Origin of the sequence: Streptomyces sp. NPDC088147 (assembly GCF_044741565.1) — a bacterium.
Classification (GTDB): Bacteria; Actinomycetota; Actinomycetes; order Streptomycetales; family Streptomycetaceae; genus Streptomyces.
The window spans coordinates 457,629-476,196 of record NZ_JBIUSY010000001.1 but is presented as its reverse complement, the minus strand read 5'-3'; the positions used below and the strand labels follow the sequence as shown (position 1 = coordinate 476,196).

The 18,568-nt window shown below is 71.7% G+C and carries 13 protein-coding genes; 6 read left to right on the top strand and 7 right to left on the bottom strand.

Annotated elements, in window-relative coordinates; translation table 11 throughout:
- The first annotated feature begins 73 nt into the window (after nucleotides 1-73).
- The 4 genes from ACIOGX_RS01820 to ACIOGX_RS01805 are packed head-to-tail and all read left to right on the top strand — an operon-like array spanning nucleotide 74 to nucleotide 4,161.
- Nucleotides 74-688 (top strand): copper resistance protein CopC, encoded by a 615-nt coding sequence (locus tag ACIOGX_RS01820; protein ID WP_401909372.1) that lies wholly within the window; start codon nucleotides 74-76, stop codon nucleotides 686-688.
- Entirely contained in the window at nucleotides 678-2,813 is a 2,136-nt protein-coding gene (locus tag ACIOGX_RS01815) for a cytochrome c oxidase assembly protein (RefSeq protein WP_401909369.1), read from the top strand. The genes ACIOGX_RS01820 and ACIOGX_RS01815 overlap by 11 nt, the downstream gene beginning before the upstream one ends.
- Nucleotides 2,810-3,484, top strand: a complete 675-nt coding sequence (locus ACIOGX_RS01810) for a DsbA family protein (protein WP_401909366.1) — start codon at nucleotides 2,810-2,812, stop codon at nucleotides 3,482-3,484. The genes ACIOGX_RS01815 and ACIOGX_RS01810 overlap by 4 nt, the downstream gene beginning before the upstream one ends.
- Nucleotides 3,481-4,161 carry a vitamin K epoxide reductase family protein gene (locus tag ACIOGX_RS01805; RefSeq protein WP_401909363.1) on the top strand — a complete coding sequence of 227 codons (681 nt, stop codon included), beginning with the start codon at nucleotides 3,481-3,483 and terminating at the stop codon, nucleotides 4,159-4,161. The genes ACIOGX_RS01810 and ACIOGX_RS01805 overlap by 4 nt, the downstream gene beginning before the upstream one ends.
- Nucleotides 4,162-4,202: 41 nt before the next feature.
- On the opposite strand, the gene ACIOGX_RS01800 is transcribed toward ACIOGX_RS01805, so the two are convergent.
- Complete coding sequence (locus ACIOGX_RS01800) at nucleotides 4,203-8,282, bottom strand: discoidin domain-containing protein (protein ID WP_401909360.1); 4,080 nt, start codon at nucleotides 8,280-8,282, stop codon at nucleotides 4,203-4,205.
- A gap of 242 nt (nucleotides 8,283-8,524) precedes the next feature.
- Between ACIOGX_RS01800 and ACIOGX_RS01795 the strand changes: the two genes are divergently transcribed.
- Nucleotides 8,525-9,025 (top strand): nucleoside deaminase, encoded by a 501-nt coding sequence (locus ACIOGX_RS01795; RefSeq protein WP_401909357.1) that lies wholly within the window; start codon nucleotides 8,525-8,527, stop codon nucleotides 9,023-9,025.
- Between the two features lie 147 nt (nucleotides 9,026-9,172).
- Here ACIOGX_RS01795 and ACIOGX_RS01790 read toward each other — a convergent pair whose 3' ends face one another.
- Nucleotides 9,173-9,898 (bottom strand): TetR/AcrR family transcriptional regulator, encoded by a 726-nt coding sequence (locus tag ACIOGX_RS01790; protein ID WP_401909355.1) that lies wholly within the window; start codon nucleotides 9,896-9,898, stop codon nucleotides 9,173-9,175.
- Nucleotides 9,899-9,948: 50 nt separating this feature from the next.
- On the opposite strand from ACIOGX_RS01790, the gene ACIOGX_RS01785 reads away from it, so the two are divergent.
- Complete coding sequence (locus tag ACIOGX_RS01785; protein ID WP_401909352.1) at nucleotides 9,949-11,553, top strand: FAD-dependent monooxygenase; 1,605 nt, start codon at nucleotides 9,949-9,951, stop codon at nucleotides 11,551-11,553.
- Nucleotides 11,554-11,659: 106 nt separating this feature from the next.
- On the opposite strand, the gene ACIOGX_RS01780 is transcribed toward ACIOGX_RS01785, so the two are convergent.
- The 5 genes from ACIOGX_RS01780 to ACIOGX_RS01760 all read right to left on the bottom strand — a co-directional run bounded on the left by ACIOGX_RS01780 (nucleotide 11,660) and on the right by ACIOGX_RS01760 (nucleotide 18,568).
- Entirely contained in the window at nucleotides 11,660-12,745 is a 1,086-nt protein-coding gene (locus ACIOGX_RS01780; protein WP_401909350.1) for an S-(hydroxymethyl)mycothiol dehydrogenase, read from the bottom strand.
- A gap of 83 nt (nucleotides 12,746-12,828) precedes the next feature.
- Nucleotides 12,829-13,986, bottom strand: a complete 1,158-nt coding sequence (locus tag ACIOGX_RS01775) for an acyl-CoA dehydrogenase family protein (RefSeq protein WP_356517437.1) — start codon at nucleotides 13,984-13,986, stop codon at nucleotides 12,829-12,831.
- 96 nt (nucleotides 13,987-14,082) lie between these two features.
- Nucleotides 14,083-15,678 carry a 5-guanidino-2-oxopentanoate decarboxylase gene (locus tag ACIOGX_RS01770; protein ID WP_401758816.1) on the bottom strand — a complete coding sequence of 532 codons (1,596 nt, stop codon included), beginning with the start codon at nucleotides 15,676-15,678 and terminating at the stop codon, nucleotides 14,083-14,085.
- Nucleotides 15,675-16,481 (bottom strand): SDR family oxidoreductase, encoded by an 807-nt coding sequence (locus tag ACIOGX_RS01765; RefSeq protein ID WP_356517433.1) that lies wholly within the window; start codon nucleotides 16,479-16,481, stop codon nucleotides 15,675-15,677. The genes ACIOGX_RS01770 and ACIOGX_RS01765 overlap by 4 nt, the downstream gene beginning before the upstream one ends.
- Nucleotides 16,478-18,568 carry an acetate--CoA ligase family protein gene (locus ACIOGX_RS01760; RefSeq protein ID WP_401909345.1) on the bottom strand — a complete coding sequence of 697 codons (2,091 nt, stop codon included), beginning with the start codon at nucleotides 18,566-18,568 and terminating at the stop codon, nucleotides 16,478-16,480. The genes ACIOGX_RS01765 and ACIOGX_RS01760 overlap by 4 nt, the downstream gene beginning before the upstream one ends.

The following is an 18,568-nucleotide window of genomic DNA, read 5'->3' as shown; positions in this document are numbered from 1 at the left end:
GAAGGCGGCCCGCCCCTCTGGCGCGGCCACCAACCGCCCGACCGTACCGACTGGTCGGAGTGAAGGCACCGTCATGACCTCATCGCCGTTCACACGTGTGATCACGGCGGGGGTGCTGGCCTGCGCCGTATCCGGCGCGGCCGTCGTCCTCGCACCCCCCGCCCAGGCGCACACCGCGCTTGCCTCCAGCAGTCCCTCCGACAAGTCGACACTGTCCGCGTCTCCTGGGGAGGTCGCACTGACCTTCAACGAGACGATGGACGGCGCGTACGCCCGTATCGCCGTGACCGGCCCCGACGACCGCTCCGTCGTGAGCGGGAGCGCGACCGCCGAGGGCCGGACCGTGACGCAGCGGCTGAAGGCGGCTGCCCCGGCCGGCCGCTACACCGTCGCCTTCCGGGTGGTATCCACCGACGGGCACCCCGTCACCGGCAGCCTCACGTACACCGTGACAACGCCACCCGCGCCCTCCGCTTCATCCGGCGACGCCGCCGCGGACCCGGACCACTCGGCCACTCCCAGCGCCGCCCCGAGCGGAGAAAGAGGAGGGCGAAGGGAACGGGAAGGAGAAGGGGGCGGTATCGGCGTCTCGACAGCCGCCGCGGTGGGCGCCGTGCTCTTGATCACCGCAGCGAGTGCCACCGCGTACAGGCTGAGGCGGCAACGGCGAGGCCACCATGGTGCTTGAACCCGCCGTACGACGCGCGGCCCTGCGCGCGCCACTGCTGATCACGGCCGCCCTGGCCGTCGCCGGTGCCGCGACGGCCGGAGCCGTCCGGTTCGGCGGCGGCATCCCCGAGGCGCTGCCCGGACTGCCCCAGGCCGGACCTGTCACCTCCTGGGGCCTGCCACTGGCCGAGACCGCCGCGAATCTGGCCGCCGTACTCACCGTCGCCATGCTGCTCCTGGTGACCGTCCTGATCCCCTCCGGACAGCGGCGCCTGACCACACGTCGGCAGCACGCCCTGACCTGTGCCTGGGGAGCGGCCGGACTCTGGCTCGCGGCCACCGTGGCGACGCTGCTGCTGACCGCCTCCGACCTGCTCGCCCAGCCGGTCGGACAGATCCTCGAACCTCGCCTGCTCACGCATTTCGCCGTCTCGCTGCCCCAGGGACGCGCCCTGGCACTCACCGCCGGCGCGGTACTGCTGCTGGTGACGTTCGGCCCCGGAGTCACCACCGTACGGAGCGCGCGCGTGGCGCTGGTGATCGCGCTCGCCGCCCTCGTGCCTCCCGCGTTCACCGGTCACTCGGCCTCGGCCGAGAACCACGACGCGGCCGTCATCAGCCTGGCGGTTCATATCGTGGCCGCCACCCTGTGGATCGCCGGCCTCGTCGCCGTCGCGGTCACCACCGTCCGGGCCCGCGGCCACGCGGCGAAGGCCGTCGGCAGGTTCAGCGCGCTCGCCGGCTGGTGCCTGCTCGCCGTCGCGGTCTCCGGCATCGTCAACGCCCTCGTCCGTCTCGACTCGCCGATCCGGCTCGTCACCACCCCGTACGGGCAGTTGCTTCTCGCCAAGACCGCCGCGCTGGCCGTGCTCGCGGCCTGCGGGGCCTGGCACCGGCGCCGTACGATGGCGGAACTCACGGCTGGGCGTCCCGCGGTGTTCGTGCGCCTGATGGTGGCCGAACTGCTGCTGATGGCGCTCACGGCGGGGCTGGCCGTCGGGCTGTCCCGCAGTCCGGCGCCCGCCGGGGAACCACCGCCCTACTCGGCGGCACGTGAACTCATCGGATACCCGATGCCGGCCCCCCTCAACGCCCTCCGCCTGCTGACCGAATGGCGCTTCGATCCGTTCTTCGCCCTCGTCGTCGCTGTCGCCGCCCTCGCCTACTGGCGCGGCGTACGGCGCCTCACAGCCCGTGGCGACGCCTGGCCCCGGGGGCGGACGGTGGCCTGGATGCTGGGTCTGCTCGCCCTGGTCCTGTGCACCATGAGCGGCCTGGCCACTTATGGACGCGTCATGTTCAGCGTCCACATGGGCCAGCACATGGCGATGGCCATGGTCGTCCCGATCCTCCTCGTCCTCGGTGCGCCGATCACGCTGGCCCTGCGCGCGCTGCGGCCCGCACCCCGAGGCGGCCCGGCCGGGGCACGCGAACTGCTGCTGAAGTTCCTGCACAGCCGGGTCAACTCGGTACTCACTCACCCGGTCGCCGCCATGGCGCTCTTCATCGGCAGTTCGTTCATGGTCTACTTCACGTCGCTCTTCGAGACCGCCATGCGCAACCACCTCGGTCACCTGGCCATGCAGCTGCACTTCCTCGCCATGGGCCTGCTGTTCTTCTGGGTGATCATCGGTGTCGACCCCACGCCGCGACATGTCCCGCACTTCGCGAAACTGATCGTTCTCGTGCTCGCCATGCCCTTCCACTCGTTCTTCTCCATCGCGCTGATGAGTTCCACCGACCTGATCGGCGGGGACTACTTCCAGGCGGTGGAACGCGTCTGGGGCGCGACGCTGGCGGCAGACCAATACCGGGCGGGCGCCATCGCCTGGGCCACCGGCGACATTCCCATGCTGATCACCACCATCACCCTGGCCGCCCAGTGGGTTCGCTCGGACGCCCGGGAGGCCAGACGCGTCGACCGAGCCATCGACCGGGGCGACGGCAAGGACCCGCTCACGGCGTACAACGCCTACCTCGCCTCGCTCCACCGACGCGACCGGCCGGGCAACCCGCCCGCATCCCCCACCCCTGCCTCTGCTCCTGCCACCGCCACCGCCACCGCCACCGCCACCGCCACTGTCCCTGACCCTGACCCTGCCCTTTCCTCTTCCCGTTCGCCTTCCCCGGATGATGGATCATGACGAAGAACCTGAAGATCTCCCTCGCTCTGGCCGCGACCGTACTGACCGTTGTGGCCGTGTTGTTGGCGGCCAACCGTTCCTCCGCCCCGGACGCGCGTGCCGACGGCGCGTCGGAAGCGCCTGAGGCGGCGGCTTCGGCATCGCTGCTGGTACGGCCGGACAGCCACCGGTTGTCGACCGCCAAGGACGGCAAGGTCACCGTGGTGGAATTCCTGGACTTCGAGTGCGAGTCGTGTCGCGCCGCGTTCCCGGTGGTGGAGCGGCTGCGCAAGCAGTACGCCGGACGCGTCACCTTCGTACTGCGCTACTTCCCGATCCCCAGCCATCGGAACGCCGAGTCGGCGGCGCGCGCCGTGGAAGCCGCCGCCGCGCAGGGGAAGCTGGAGGCGATGTACACGAAGATGTACGAGACCCAGGAGGAGTGGGGGGATCAGCAGGTCTCGCACGAGAAGACCTTCCGGGGTTTCGCCCGTGAACTGGGCCTGGACATGGCGGTGTTCGAGAAGACGTGGAAGGACCCGGCCACCGCCGAGCGGGTGAAGAAGGACCGCGAGGACGGCCTGAGGCTCGGCGTGCAGGGCACCCCGACGTTCTTCGTCAACGGCAAGCGTCCGCAGATCACCTCGTACGACGACTTCACGGCGGCCATCGACGCGGAGCTGGCGAAGTGACCGTCCCGGCACGGCGGACGACCGGGCACGCTGTCCCGGGTACGGACGCCGACACAGCTGTCGCTGGCACCGCGGCCGATGGCACCGCGGTCGCCGTGCCGGCCCGGTGGCTCGCGTGGCTGCTGGTGACGGGCGGGCTGACCGGTCTGCTGGCCGCGTTCACGCTCACCATCGAGCGGTTCGCTCTGCTGGAGGATCCCTCCTACACCCCGTCGTGCAGCATCAACCCGGTGCTGTCCTGCGGCTCGGTGATGACCACTCCGCAGGCGGAGGTCTTCGGCTTTCCCAATCCGCTTCTGGGGATCGCCGGATTCGCGGTGGTGACCGTCCTCGGGACGGTACTGCTGGCGGGTGCGATCCTGCCGCGCTGGTTCTGGCTGGTGATACAGGCCGGGGTCACCCTGGGGGCGATCTTCGTTCACTGGCTGATCTTCCAGAGCCTGTACCGGATCGACGCGCTGTGTCCCTATTGCATGGTCGTCTGGGCGGTGATGATCCCCGTCTTCTGGTACACCACCCTGCACACTCTTGCCCACCACCTCCGCACCGCGCCCACGTGGTGGCGTGGGGCGGTGCGAAGGCTGGCCGGCTGTCACGGCGTGGTGCTGACTGCCTGGTACCTGCTGATCGTCGTCCTGATCGTGCAGCGATTCTGGCTCTACTGGACCAGTCTGTAACGCTGCCGCCCGGCCTGAACCGGAGGCTACGGGGCAATCTCCTACGCGCGGGTCACGGTCCGTGCGCTGTTGTATGCCTCGGTCTGAAGGGCGGGCCGTCCGGAGTGAAGGGCGTCCGCCGGCCAGGACAGGGTCACCGTCCGGGACTCACCGGGCAGCAGCCACAGGTAGTTGTCGCTGTAGAGCGTCGGCAGCACGCGTCGTCCGTTCTGCGCGTCGAGCAGCGACAACCGCACCATCGACGCGACAGCGGCGCCCCGATTGCGCACGGTCGCGGTCATGGTGCGCCGCGCCCCGGACCGGGAGACATGGCCCAGGTCCGCCGTGATCGTGACCGTCCTGGTCCGGTTGAGCGCCCGCATGTCGGCTGTCTCGCGGTAGCGCCAGTAGGTGTTCTGGGACAGCGGCCTGCCCTTGCTGTCCTCCAGGCTCAGCCGCAGCAGATGCAGGTCCGGGAGGTCCGATCCGAAGCCGGCGGTGAACGCGACGGCCGTGGCCGACGGAGCGACGTCGAGCTTCGTACGCCGGGTGGACCCGAGTTGGCGCCCGGACAGATCGTGGAGCCGGGCGGTGACCGTCACACCTTTCAGCTCGCGGGCGGTGTGATTGACGGCGATGACCTCCCACTTCTGTGGGTCGGCCTGCACATGGAACGGTTCGCAGGCCGTGCGCGCGCCGTAGTAGGTGCCGTTGACGTCGAAGTCGTAGTCGTACGTCTGCCAGACGGTGCTGTGCCAGGCCGGGTGGGACATCCAGAGCATCAGGCCGCTGGCGTCCTTCCACAGGTTGGCGTTCCACGCCTCGAACATGGCCCGGGTGCTCTCGTAGTTGACGAACTGCGCCTTGCGGGCGAAGTCGTCCAGATCCTTCGCCGTGTCGAGGCGGGCCTCGATGGCGGCGCGGTAGTTCTGCGGAGCCTGATTCCCCCGGGTGCTCCAGTCGTGGTAGTACCACGCGTCGCCGATCGGCCATTCCGGCTCGTCGCCGACCAGGTTGCGCATGCTCTCGGCCGTGGAGACCACGGGCATGCCGATCTCGGTGTGGAAGCCGAAGTGGCCGCCGCCGTAGGTGGACCGGGAGAAGTAGCGTTCCGGCTCGACCCAGCCGTACGGGCCGCCGCCGGAGATGATGCCACCCGCGGAGTTGTTCTGGTACAGGATGCCCGGTGCCTGCGACTGGACGGCCTCGCGCATGCCGGTGTCGATCGCCGCGGGCGGGTTGCCCTCGTTGGCACCGCACCAGACGACGACACTGGGGTGGATGCGGTAGCGGAGCACGGTGTCGCGCGCCACGCTGTTGAACGCGTCGTGATCCGGCGGGTCCATCGCCCAGGCGTTCGGGAAGTCGTTCCACACGAGCAGGCCGTACTCGTCACAACTGGCGAAGAACTCCTCCCGGTTGCTGCTGCCGAGCCAGTTGCGGATCATGGTGAAGTTCATGTCCCTGTGCATGCGCACCGCCGTGTCCATCCGCTCGGCGGGCATCCGGCGCAGCAGTTCGTCCCAGCCCCAGTTGCCGCCCCGGCAGAAGACCCGGACGCCGTTGACACTGATCTTCAGCGGCTCGGGGGTGTTGTCGACGGCCTTCACATCCGTCCAGCTGTCACCGTCGTCGGACACCTGGATGACGTACGTCTTGGGGTAGGCCGGCTCCCACACGACCACGACGCGGTCGAAGGACACGGACCCGCCGAGGTCCACCTGGATCCACTGGTCGTCCTCGTACGCGGAGGACCAGCGGGTGTCGGACCTGCCGTCGGTGGCGTTGGCCGCCTTGTTGTCGCCGTCCTCCGTGGAGGCGGTGGCGGTCCTGCGCAGCGCCAGGTCGGTGCCGGGCGCCGCGCTGTCGATCACCGACAGGCTCCACAGCGAGGAGCCCCAACTGGTCGCCCGCTCACCGCCGCTCAGCCGCACGTACCGGGCCTCGTGGGCGCCGATGTCGACGCTCTGGAGACTCGCGTTGGCGTTCTCGAACGGCAGGGGTACCGCCGAGTTGTCGACCGACTCCGCGTCCGTCCAGGTGTCGCCGTCGTCCGAGACCTGCACCACATACGTCCTGGCGTACGCCCGCTCCCACCGCAGCTCCACCCGGTCGAAGGACACCGCCCCGCCGAGGTCCACCTGGATCCACTGGTCGTCCTCGAACGCCGATGCCCAGCGTGTCTTCGCGTCCCCGTCCGTGACATGGGCGGCTTCATGGCCCGCCTCGTCGACGGACGAGGCGGTGGCGGTTCTGTGCAGTGCCAGGTCGGTGCCGGGCGCGGCGCTGTCGATCACCGAGAGGCCCCACAGCGACGAGCCCCAGTCGGTGGCGCGCGTCAGGCACCTGACGCGCACGTACCGGGCCTTCCTGGCGCCCACGTCCACCGACTGCGTATACATGTCGGTGCCGCCGCCGAAGGGGAGCGGCACCGCGTACTCATAGCCGAACTGGCGGATGCCGAAGCGGGTGGTGCGCCGGTCGCTCTCCGCGCCGTCGACCGCGGCGACGAGCGTCAGATCGTGCAGGGCGGGCTCGCCGTAGCCGTTGGGCCACCACAGCTTCGGGTCGCGCACGCGCAGCCGCGCGTGGTCGGCGGGCGCGAAGATCACGTCGGTGCTCGTGCCACCGGGCACGGTGACGGTCCTGGAGACCCGTACGTCGTCGAACGACGCGGTCACGGTCACGCGCCGTTCGGCGGAGTCCGCGTTGCGCACCGGCACCACGATCGTGACCTCGGCGGTGCCGGTGTCGGGCAGTCCGGGCAGTGTGGTGTCCACGCGCGGGTCACCGAGGACGGCGTGCCCCGTCGAGCGCAGCCGTACGTGGTTCCAGATGCCCGAGACACGGTCGCGTACGGCAGGCATCCAGTCCCAGCCGGAAGCGGCCAGATACGTGGGTGAGTTGCGGTTCATCATGGTGGCCCCGGCGTCCACGAAGGCCAGACCCGCCTCGCTCTTGTCCCCGGGGCTGCCGGGGAAGGGCATGGGCGTGATCCGTACCGCGAGCGCCTGCTCGCCGCCGCCGGAGACCAGCAGGCGCGTCACGTCGTGGGCGGAGCGCGCGAAGGGATACGTCAGCCCGCCCACCTGCTCGCCGTTGAGCCAGATGTCGGCCTGGTGGTTGACGCCGTCGAACTCCAGCCAGACGTGGCGGCCGGGGCCGGTGCGCAGACCGCGCGGCAGCCGGAAACCGCGCCGGTACCACCACGCGTGGCGCGAAAGGGCCTCGGGTATGCGGAGGTTGTTCAGCCCGGCGACCGGATCGGGCAGGTGGCCCTGGTCCACCAGCGAACCGAGGACGGTGCCGGGTACGGTCGCGGGCAGCCAGCGGCTGGTGTCGACGGAGGGCCGGGACAGCTCGGCGCCCTCGGCTCCGGCCCAGTCGTCCATCGTCAGCGTCCAGCCCGACTCCAGCGGGACCGTTCCGTCGTCGGCGACCTCCAGCGCGGGCGCGCGGTGGTCGTGCCTGCCCCAGTCGGTCCATCCGCTGGCCGCGGGCCTGTGGCCCCTGGCCGTGCCGTAGACCTCGAAGCCGTTGAGGCCCAGTGGGTTGGCGTTCGACCGCTTCGTCACGGTCATCCGCACCCAGCGCGCCCTGACCGGCTTGGCCAGCTCGATCTCCGCCACCCCGCCGGCGCCCGACGCGGTGCGGTACACCGTGGTCCACTCACGCCTGTCCCGGGACGTCTCGATGGTGAAAGCCACCGCACAGCTGGACAGGATCTCCTGGCCGGTCGTGCTGTCCCGCGGATTGCCGCTGGTGGACGGGGTGAAGACCGGGTCGTCCTTGGTCGCCTCGAAGGTCAGCCGTACGGAATCGACCTCGCACTCCGCCTGGAGATCGATGGAGATCCACTGCGGGTCACCCCCGGCGGCCCGCCACCCACTGCCCTTCACACCGGTGGACGTGAGCTTGTCCACCACGAACTCGCCCGGTGTGGGCGCGTAGTCGACGGACGACACCTCGACGGGCCGGTACGCGGCGAGTTCACCCCGGGACCCGGCGTCGCCGGCGGCGACCGCGGCCCCCGCGGCGTAACTCGTACCGGAGAACGCGGCCCCGAGCCCGAAGCTCGCGAGCAGGGTCGATCCGGTCGCGACAACGGCCCTGCGGGAAGGGTGAGATGACTGGTCAGACATGAGTGACGTGATCCATTCCAGGCGAGCCCTCAAGAGCAGGCGGCCTGAACCGGCCCGCCTGACAACGTTGCCATAGGCTTTAATCCGCCAACGAATCTGTCAAGAGTCTGAGCGAGGTCCGCCGGATCACGGTGGCCCGCCGGGCCGCCGCGGGACCTGTTGTGGCATCGAAGGAAACGCGGCCTCACTGGCTAGGCTGAGACGCGAGAGGGACCTCGCGGACAGGCTGGATGGGGTGCGGCATGGTGGACGGCAGTGAACTGCGGTACTTGCGGCGCTGTGTGGAGCTGGCGGCCGAGGCGCTGGAGGCCGGTGACGAACCCTTCGGCTCGGTGCTGGTGGCGGCGGACGGCGCGGTGCTGGCCGAGGACCGCAACCGGGTGGCTTCCGGCGATCACACCCGTCACCCGGAGTTCGAGCTGGCGCGTTGGGCGGCGTCCCATCTGACGCCACCGGAGCGGGCGGCGGCGACCGTCTACACGTCCGGTGAGCACTGCCCCATGTGCGCGGCGGCGCATGGCTGGGTCGGTCTCGGCCGGATCGTGTACGTCGCCTCCTCGGAGCAACTCGTATCCTGGCTGGGCGAGTTGGGGGTACCGGCGCCTCCGGTGCGGGCCCTGCCGATCAACGACGTCGTGCCCGGGGTGACTGTCGAGGGCCCGGTGCCGGAACTGGCCGCACACGTACGCGAGCTGCACCGCGGATTCCACCGTTCCGTCGGCCCGGCGGACGCGGAGGGATGAGAACGGCGGGGGTGGGCGGCTCCCGGAACACCTCCCGCGGCCGGGCCACCGGACACTGCCGGGAGCCGGTCGGGACCGACGGACCGCGCGTCGGGAGCCGGTCGGGGTCGCCGGACCCCGCGTCGGGAGTCGGCGCATACCTCCAGGTCAACGGTGTACGAGGCCGTCGATCATCAGGGCGAGGGTGAAGTCGAACCGGTCATGTCCCTCGCCGGCCGTGAGCTCGGCGGCGTGGCGGGTGGTGTGGGGAAAGCTCCCGGCGGGCAGGGCGGTGAACCGGCGGAGCAGTTCGTCCCGGTCGAGGACCCAGGCGGCGTCGTCGGCGTGCGCCGATCGCCGGCGCGCGATCGACACTTCGAGGCAGTAGGCGGCCACGTACAGCAACAGGGCGTCGATGGCCCAGGCGGCGGCCTGCGGGGCGACGCCGCCGGCGAGCAGGATCGCCAGCATCCCTTCGGTGACGCGCACGGTCTCGAGGTCGCTGGGGGCCATGGCGAGCGCGGCACGGGAGATTCCGGGGTACTTCAGGTACTGGTCGCGCATCTGGGTGCACACACCGCGGATCTGTTCCCGCCAGGCCGCGGGGTCGGGCTCGGGCAGTACGAGCGCGGCGCACAGCCGCCCGATGAGCAGTTCGTCGAGGTCGGCCTTGTTCACCACGTGGGCGTAGAGCGAGGCGGGTCCGGTGTCGAGCGCGGCGGCGAGGCGGCGCATGGTCAGCGCCTCGTAGCCCTCTGTGACGATGACGTTCAGTGCGGTGTCGACCACCTGCTCCACGGTGATCGGGGCCTTGCGGCGCCGTGGCCTGGGGCCCGCTTCGGCCTCGGGGTTCGGTGGCCGGTGGCGCGCCGCGCGTCGTTCTCTCGGGTTCACCCCGCCATCATAGCTTGACACGAACAGCGTTCGTATATAGAACGCTGTTCGTGACGACATATGCGAACGATGACGATGACGTGGATGTGGATGTGGACGTGGATGTGACCGTGGTGGGAGCCGGGCCGGTGGGCCTCGTGCTCGCGGCGGAGCTGGCACTCTCCGGGGCGACGGTGCGGGTGATCGAGCGGCGGGCCCGGCCGGACGAGGCGATGAAGGCGCAGTCGATCAACGTGCCGACAGCCGAGGCACTCGACCGCCGCGGTCTGCTGCCCGCGGCCGAACAGGTGCAGCGCGAGACGCTGGAGCGCGTGGGGTCGTTCTCCGGCACGGCCGACGCCCCGCCCGCCGGAGTCGGCGGGCGAGCGCCCCGGTCACGATTCACCGGGCACTTCGCGGGAATGAGCCTCGACCCCGACCTCGTGGACTGGTCCGATCCCGACCTTGCCGCGCACGCCGCCGCCGACGGGGCACGGATGGTGCCGCAGCCTCAGCTGGAGGCGCTGCTGGCCGGCCACGTCGCACGACTCGGCGTGCCGGTACGTCGCGGGGTGGAGGTCACCGCGCTCGACGACACCGGCGACGGTGTGTTCGTCACCACCACCGCCGGCACGATGCGCACCGGATGGCTGGTCGGGTGCGACGGCGGGCACAGCGCCGTGCGCCGTCTCGCGGGCATCGGCTTCCCGGGCACCGACCCCGAACTCACCGGCTACCAGGCGGTCGCCGACATCGCCGACCCCGAGAAGCTCGCCAACGGATGGGTGTGGTCGACCCGAGGGGCGTACCGCTACGGGCCACAGCCCGGGAGGGTGGCCACGCTGGAGTTCGACGCGCCTCCCGCCGACCGCTCGACACCGGTCACCCTCGAACAGGTGCAGACCAGTCTGCGCCGGATCTCGGGCACCGACGTCACACTGACCGCGCTGCGCGCCGCCCCGACCCGCTGGACGGACAACACACGCCAGGCCGCGGCCTACCGTTCGGGGCACGTGCTCCTGGCGGGCGACGCCGCGCACGTGCACCCGCCGTTCGGCGGTCAGGGGCTGAATCTCGGGGTCGGCGACGCGATGAACCTCGGGTGGAAGCTCGGTGCCGTGGTCGCGGGGTGGGCGCCCGACGGGCTGCTCGACACCTACGACGCCGAGCGTCGTCCCCTCGGCGCCTGGGTGCTGGACTGGACGCGGGCCCAGATCGGAGTGTTGCGCGGGGACCCCAAGTCGGCCGCGCTCCGGGAGGTCGTCGCCGGTCTGCTGAGCACCCGGGACGGCACGACCTACGCGGTGAAGAAGATCTCCGGCGTCACGCAGCACGTCGACCTGCCCGGCGGCCATCCGCTGGTCGGCCGGTTCGTCCCCGACCTGTGGTGCCGGGACGGCTCCCGTCTGGCCGACCACGGTCACGGCGGCGGGTTCCTGCTGCTCGACCGCACTCCGGACGGCGCGTTCGCCCGCCTCGCCGCGACCCGGTCCGGGCGAGTGACCACCGTGACCGACGGCCACGGGACGCCGACGGGGGTGCTGGTACGCCCGGACGGCGTGGTCGCCTGGGCCTCCGACACCACCGGCGGCGCCGCCGTCGCCGGCCTCGAAGCCGCCCTGCGCCGCTGGACCGGCGCGCCCTCGTCCGCGCCCGGGAAAGAGCCGATGGGCTGAACCGGCACCACGCCGAGCGGTGACACGAAGACGGCCGGGACGAAGACGGCCGGGACGGGGACGGCCGGGACGGGGACGGCTTCGACGGGTCGGCTGATCCGTCCTGTTACAACACCACCACCGAGCGGAGCACGTCGCCCTTGTGCATGCGCGTGAACGCCTCCTCCACGCCGTCCAGTCCGATGGTCTCGGTGACGAAGGCGTCCAGGTCCAGTCGCCCCCGCCGGTACAGATCGATCAGCATCGGGAAGTCCCGGGACGGCAGGCAGTCGCCGTACCAGGAGGACTTCAGCGCGCCGCCGCGCCCGAACACGTCCAGGAGCGGCAGGTCCACGCGCATGTCGGGCGTGGGGACGCCGACGAGGACGACGGTGCCGGCCAGGTCACGGGCGTAGAAGGCCTGTTCGTACGTCTCCGGGCGGCCGACGGCCTCGATGACGACGTCGGCGCCGTGGCCCCCGGTGAGCGCGCGGATCGCCTCCACGGCGTCCTGCGAGCGGGAGTTGACGGTGTGCGTGGCACCGAGCCCGCGGGCCGTCTCCAGCTTGCGGTCGTCGATGTCGACGGCGATGACGCACGCCGCACCGGCCAACGCGGAGCCCGCGATCGCCGCCGCCCCGACGCCGCCACAGCCGATCACCGCCACCGAGTCGCCCCGGCCGACGCCTCCGGTGTTGATCGCGGCTCCGATACCGGCCATCACACCGCAGCCGAGGAGACCCGCGGCGGCCGGTGAGGCGGCCGGGTCGACCTTGGTGCACTGACCCGCGGAGACCAGGGTCTTCTCGGCGAAGGCACCGATGCCGAGGGCGGGGGACAGTTCGGTGCCGTCCGTCAGGCTCATGCGTTGCCGCGCGTTGTGGGTGTCGAAGCAGTACCAGGGCCTGCCCCGGCGACAGGCGCGGCACCGGCCGCACACCGCACGCCAGTTGAGGACGACGAAGTCCCCCGGGGCGACATCCGTCACCCCCTCGCCCACGGACTCCACCGTTCCGGCCGCCTCGTGGCCCAGCAGGAACGGGAAGTCGCCGCTGATCCCGCCCTCGCGGTAGTGCAGATCGGTGTGGCACACCCCGCACGCCTGGACCTTCACCACGGCTTCGCCGGGACCCGGATCCGGCACCACGATCGTCTCCAGCCGGACCGGTTCGCCTTGCGCCCGCGCCACCACGCCTCGTACCCGCTGTGCCATCTTCACGGCCTTTCTCGTGTCTGGTCCGATATCCGCCGCCGCTTCCACGGCGGCGGCTCCTGTCCGGCGATGCCCCGGCGGCGTCAGGGCAGGTGACGTGCGATCACGATGCGCATGATGTCCGACGTGCCCTCTTCGATCTCTTCGAGCTTGGCGTCACGCATCCACTGCTCCACCGGGTATTCGCGTGAGTAACCCCAGCCGCCGAGGGTCTGTACGGCGGCCCAGGTGCAGAACATGGCGGTCTCCGACGCGGTCAGCTTGGCCATGGCCGCCAACCCGGTCACATCCGCTCCGGCGTCCACCGCGCGTGCGGCGCGCAGGACCAGCAGCCGTGCCCCCTCGATCCGGTTGGCCATGTCGGCCAGCCGGAACGCGACGGCCTGGTGCTCGATGATGGGCCGGTCGAACTGGATACGCGTACGCGCGTAGTCCCGGGCGTATTCGTACGCCGCCCTGGCGGCGCCGACGGAGGCCGCGCCGAGGATGACGCGCGAGATGTCGAAGGTCCGCATCAGACCGTGGAAGCCCTGGCCCTCGGCGCCGAGCCGGTTCTCCTCGGGAACGAAGGCGTCCGAGAAGAACAACTCCCGGCAGACGATGGCCCGCTGGCCCATCTTCCGCATCGGCTCGCCGACGGTGAGCCCGTCGGTGTCCGCGTCCACGAGAAAGGCCGTGATCCCCCTGGACCGCTGGGTGGGGTCCGTCTTGGCGAAGACGACGTAGGACCGCGCGGCTCCGGCGTTGGAGATCCACGCCTTCTGGCCGCTCAGGACGTACCCGCCGTCGACGCGCCGGGCCACGGTCTTGATCGACGCGGCGTCCGACCCCGAGCCGGGCTCGGTGGTCGCCAGCGCGGTCATCGGCGCGTCCGGGCCGACGAGCGGGCCGAGCCAGCGCTTCTTCTGGTCGTCGGTGCCCAGTTCGAGCAGCGGGTCGGCGAAGAAGCCGTTGGAGCAGACGAGGTTGCCGATGCCGGGGTCGCCGAAGCAGAGTTCCTCCTGGACGAGACACTGGGTGAACACATCGGTGAATCCACCGCCGCCGACCTCGGTCGGCAGCATGAAGTCGGTGATGCCGACCTGCGCGGCCTTGCGCCAGATGTCGACCGGGGTGACGACATCGGCCTCGTCGACCTCCCGGGCACGCGGCCGGATCTCGTTCCGTGCGAAGTCGCGGCAGAGTTGGACGACCGCCCGCTGCTCGTCGGTGAGCGGCCAGGGTTCAGTGGGTGCGTTCATGGTTTCCTCCGGTGAGACGGTTTCCTCCGGTGAGGTGGTGCGGCCGTACGCCGGCGGTCCGGAAGTACGGGCGTACCTCCCCGTCCGCCGCGCGTGTCATCGGGCGGCGTCCTCGGGCAGGTGGATCAGCGTGGGGCGATCGGCGGCGAGCGCGGTCTCCAGTTCCCGGGCGAGCCGCGCGGTGCCGTCGATCCGTACGCCGTGGCAGCCCATGGCGCGGGCGATCCCGGCGAAATCGGGCCGTGGCAGATCGACGGCGTGGACGGTGTCCCCGCGGCCGGCCATCTCGTCGCGGATCTCGCCGTAGCCGCCGTTGTCCGAGACGATGACGGGGAGCGGCAGCCCCAACTGGGCCGCCGAGGCGAGTTCCTGGATGGTGAACATGATCCCGCCGTCGCCGTGCAGCGCCACCACCGGAGCGTCGGGGCGGGCGAGTTTCGCGCCGATCGCGGCCGGCAGTCCGTAGCCGAGGGTGCCGAGGCCGGTCGGGTACAGGAACGACCGAGGGTGATGGGCGGGCAGATTCGACAACGCGCCGTAGTAGCAGGCCATGGCGGAGTCTCCGACGAGGAACCCCTCGCGGCCGAGCGCCTGGGCCAGGGCTCCCGTGAGTCCGAGGTAGCGTGCGCCCTCGGCCCGTGCCTGGGCGGTGAACGCCGTACGGGCCTCCGCGGCACGGGTGTTGCCCAGGGCGGACGGGCCGGCGGGCGGCAGCCGGTCACGGATGGCACGGAGGGCGAGGGCCGCGTCGGCGACGACGGCGACGTCGGCGCGGGCGTTGGTCACGACGGCCTGCGCGTCGATGTCGACACGCACCAGCGGTCCGGTGACATCGAGCGGACCGTTCCACAGGTCGGCGGGCGCGAGTTCCGTGCCCACGGCCAGCACCACATCGCTGTCCGCCACGAGGGCGCGCACCGCGGCGTGGTGCGGTCCGGCACCGATGGCGAGCGGGTGCCCGTCGTCGAAGGTCCCCTTGCCGTTCGCGGTGGTGACGACCGGCGCGCCGAGCCGCTCGGCCAGCTCCCGCAGTTCGGGGGCGGCGCCGCTGCTCCCGCCGCCCGCGATGATCACGGGGCGCTCGGCGGCGGCCAGCACCCGTGCGGCGGCGGCGGCCTGTTCGGCGGACGGGACGGCCGGAGGCACCGGCACCGGCGCGGGCACATGGACCCGGTCCCGCTCGTCGAGAAGGTCGAGCGGGATCTCCAGGTGCACCGGACGCGGCCGTCCGGTCGCCATCGCGGCGTACGCCTGGGCCACCGCGAGAGGGATCTCCGCCACGCTGGTGACCCGGTGGCTGTACGCCACGACGGCGTCCATCGCGGCGCGCTGGTCCTTCACCTCGTGCAGATAGCCGTTGCCGCGGCCGGGATGGCGCAGCGGCAGGCCCGGTGACACGAGCAGCATCGGCACCGAGTCGGAGTACGCCTGGGCTGCGGCCGTCGCGGCGTTGAGCAGGGCCGGTCCTGTCGTGGTCACACAGACGCCGGGTTGTCCGCCCGCACGGGCCCAGCCGTCCGCGGCGAAGGCGGCGCCCTGTTCGTGCCGGGGCGAGACATGCCGGATGCCGTAGCGCGCGAGCGCCATGTAGACCGGCAGGTTGTGAGTGCCGGGAATCCCGAAGACGGTGCGGACGTCGTGCTTGTGCAGCGCGGCGACGAGCGCCTCGCCACCGGTCAGGGTGCCGCTCATGGTGTGTCCTGCTGGGTGGTGTAGATGGACTTGCCGAGCCACTGGCCGCCGTCGGCGACGAGCACATCGCCCGTGATGTACGAGGCGCGGTCGCTGACCAGGAACGCCGCGGACTCCGCCACCTCCTCCGGGGTGGCGAACCGTGCGGCCGGGACGCTGCTGAGCACCTGCGCGCGGGCGGCCCGGGTCGGCCAGAGAGCGGCCGAGGCACCCTCGGTCTCGGTCGGACCGGGAGCGATGCAGTTGAGCCGGACACCGCGAGCCGCCCACTCCACGGCCAGCGTCCGTGTCATGGCGAGCACGCCCGCCTTGGCGGCGGCGCTGTGCACGGTACCGGGGTGTCCGTGCCACGCGTAGCCGGCGATCACGCTGAGGACCGCGCCGCGGCCCTTCGGCAGCATGTGCCGCGCGGCGGCCCGGGTGCAGTGGAACGTGCCGTTGAGGACGATGTCGATGACGGCCTTCCAGCCGTTCGGCGACAACTGTTCACCGGGCATCACGAAGTTGCCCGCGGCGTTGTTGACCAGCACGTCGAGCCGGCCGCGCTCCGCGGCCACCCGGTCCACGGCCGTGTCCACGGCATCGGCGTCGCGCACGTCGCACGGCACGGCGTCGGCGCTGCCGCCCGCGGCCTCGATGAGCGCGACGGTTTCCCGCAGCGCCTCTTCGCGCCGGCCGAGGACCGCCACGTGACCGCCGCCGGCCGCCCAGCGTCGCGCGACGGCCCGGCCGATACCCGATCCGCCGCCGGTGACCAGTGCCACCCGTCCGTTGAATTCGTCGGGCTGTATCCGGTGGTTCATGTCTTTTCCTTGGTATCGAGGGCGGTGTCGTCCCGGTCCGTGAGCAGCAGCGCGTCGACGGCGATCACACCGTCGGGCCCTGCGCGCAGGGGGTTGACCTCAAGTTCGACGCGGTCGCCGGTGAGCCGCGCCACCAGCTCGGACACCGCGACAACAGCCCTGGCCAGTGATTCGACGTCCACCGCGGGCCGTCCGCGCCATCCGTCGAGGAGCGGCGCGCAGCGCAGTCCGCGCACCATCGCTCTCGCCAGGTCCAGATCGACCGGAGCGCATTCGGTGACGGTGTCCCGGTGCACCTCGGCCTCGGTACCGCCGGCGCCGACCGTGACCATCGGCCCGAGGCAGGCGTCCCGTCGTCCGCCGACGATCACTTCGGCCACGTCCGGTCGTACGTCCTGCTCCTCGAGGACGTAGGGTCCGTCGCCCAGCCGCGCGCGCATGGCCGTGAACGCGCGGACCGCGTCCGGGGTGTCGTCGAGACCGGTCCGCACCCCGCCGGCTTCGCTCTTGTGCTCCAGCCAGCCGGCCTTGAGCACATAGGGCGCGCGGAGTTCTTCCGTGGCCCGCGCCACTTCCTGGGCGTCGTGCACCCGGCGCGCCGCCGGGAACGCGAGACCGGCCTCGCTCAGCAGGGCGCGTGCCGCCCAGTATCCGGTCCCTTCCGGCGCGTCGACGGCGCCGGCCGGCGCGAGGAGACGGCCGGGATGCGCCTGGAGCGCGACCGCGCCGGCCAGCGCGTCGGTGGCGGTTTCGATGGTGGCGAAGACGGGGACGCCCGCCTCGCGCAGGATGCGGGCCGCGTCGCTGTCGGCGCCCATGGAGTGCAGGAGGAGCGGCCTTCCGGCGGCCCGTGCCGTCTCCGCCAGTTCGGCCGCGACGCGCTGCTCCGCCGCGGCGAGCGCCGGGCTGTCGAGACCGTATCTGCCGAAGTACCCGGACAGGATGACGCTGTCGACCTCTCCGGAGCGCAGCAGGGCGGCCGTGACCTCGCGGTAGGTACCGAGGTCGCGTTCACCGGCGCCCGCGAGATCGACCGGGTTGGCGCTCGCCGCGCCGTCGGGCAGGGAGCGGGCGAGCGCCGAGGCGACCGGCTCGCTCAGTTCCGGCACCGACAGGCCCCGCCGGCTCGCACGGTCGGCGGCCAGTGCCCCCTGTCCGCCGCTGTCGCTGACGATCCCGACCCTGGGCCCGGCGGGCATGCTGTCCGCGAGCAGGCACGCGGACACGTCGACCAGCGCGGACGGCGTTCGCACCCGCACCGCGCCCGCCGCCCGGCAGGCGGCGTCGACCAGCTCCATCGGTGAGGTGAGCGCGCTGGTGTGGGAGCGCGCGGCGCGGGCCCCGGCCTCGCTGCCGCCGGCGGCGAGCAGCACGACGGGTTTGCCGGCGGCTCGCAGGGCTCGTACCGCGTCGAAGATCCGCCGGCCGTCCTGGAAGCCTTCGAGATAGACACCGACGGCACGGGTGAGGCCGTGGTCGACGAGGTCCTCCAGCAGATCCGCCGTCGTGACGTCGGCCTGGCCGCCCACGGAGACGAACCGGGATATCCCGAGGCCGGCCCGCCGCGCGAGCAACGCGATCTCGCTGCCCACCTGTCCGCTCTGCGACACCACGGCCAGCGCGCCGGAGGGGAAGTCCCCCCACGCGATCCGCAGGGAGGAAGCGGCGTCGAAGAGGCCGAGGCTGCTGGGGCCGATCATCCTGGCACCCGACGCGACGACCCGGGCGGCGAGTGCGGACTCGTCCGGTACCCCGGCGGTGATGCCCAGCAGCCCCCGGACACCCAGGGCGAGGGCCTCGTCGACCACCGCCGGTACCTCCGAGGCGGGTACGCAGAAGGCGACCAGCTCGGGCACTTCGGGGAGGTCGCTCAGCGAGGCGGCGGTGGGGGAGCCGAGGATGTCGCCACCGCCGCGGGTGACCAGGTGGACCGCGCGCCGGGCCGAGCCCGTCAGGGCGCCGCGGGCCAGCCAGTACCCCCACTTCGCCGGGTTGGCCGACGCACCGACGACGGCGACGGAGGACGGGTCACGGAAGACGGCGAGGCCGCTGTCTCGGGTTCCGCGGTCGGACGGGATCGCAGGCAT

Excerpts from the sequence above, each read along its gene's own strand:
- ACIOGX_RS01820 (WP_401909372.1), top strand. The coding sequence starts at position 74 with ATGACCTCATCGCCGTTCACACGTGTGATCACGGCGGGGGTGCTGGCC.
- ACIOGX_RS01815 (WP_401909369.1), top strand. The coding sequence starts at position 678 with ATGGTGCTTGAACCCGCCGTACGACGCGCGGCCCTGCGCGCGCCACTG.
- ACIOGX_RS01810 (WP_401909366.1), top strand. The coding sequence starts at position 2,810 with ATGACGAAGAACCTGAAGATCTCCCTCGCTCTGGCCGCGACCGTACTG.
- ACIOGX_RS01800 (WP_401909360.1), bottom strand. The coding sequence starts at position 8,282 with ATGTCTGACCAGTCATCTCACCCTTCCCGCAGGGCCGTTGTCGCGACC.
- ACIOGX_RS01795 (WP_401909357.1), top strand. The coding sequence starts at position 8,525 with ATGGTGGACGGCAGTGAACTGCGGTACTTGCGGCGCTGTGTGGAGCTG.
- ACIOGX_RS01780 (WP_401909350.1), bottom strand. The coding sequence starts at position 12,745 with ATGGCACAGCGGGTACGAGGCGTGGTGGCGCGGGCGCAAGGCGAACCG.
- ACIOGX_RS01775 (WP_356517437.1), bottom strand. The coding sequence starts at position 13,986 with ATGAACGCACCCACTGAACCCTGGCCGCTCACCGACGAGCAGCGGGCG.
- ACIOGX_RS01770 (WP_401758816.1), bottom strand. The coding sequence starts at position 15,678 with ATGAGCGGCACCCTGACCGGTGGCGAGGCGCTCGTCGCCGCGCTGCAC.
- ACIOGX_RS01765 (WP_356517433.1), bottom strand. The coding sequence starts at position 16,481 with ATGAACCACCGGATACAGCCCGACGAATTCAACGGACGGGTGGCACTG.
- ACIOGX_RS01760 (WP_401909345.1), bottom strand. The coding sequence starts at position 18,568 with ATGCCTGCGATCCCGTCCGACCGCGGAACCCGAGACAGCGGCCTCGCC.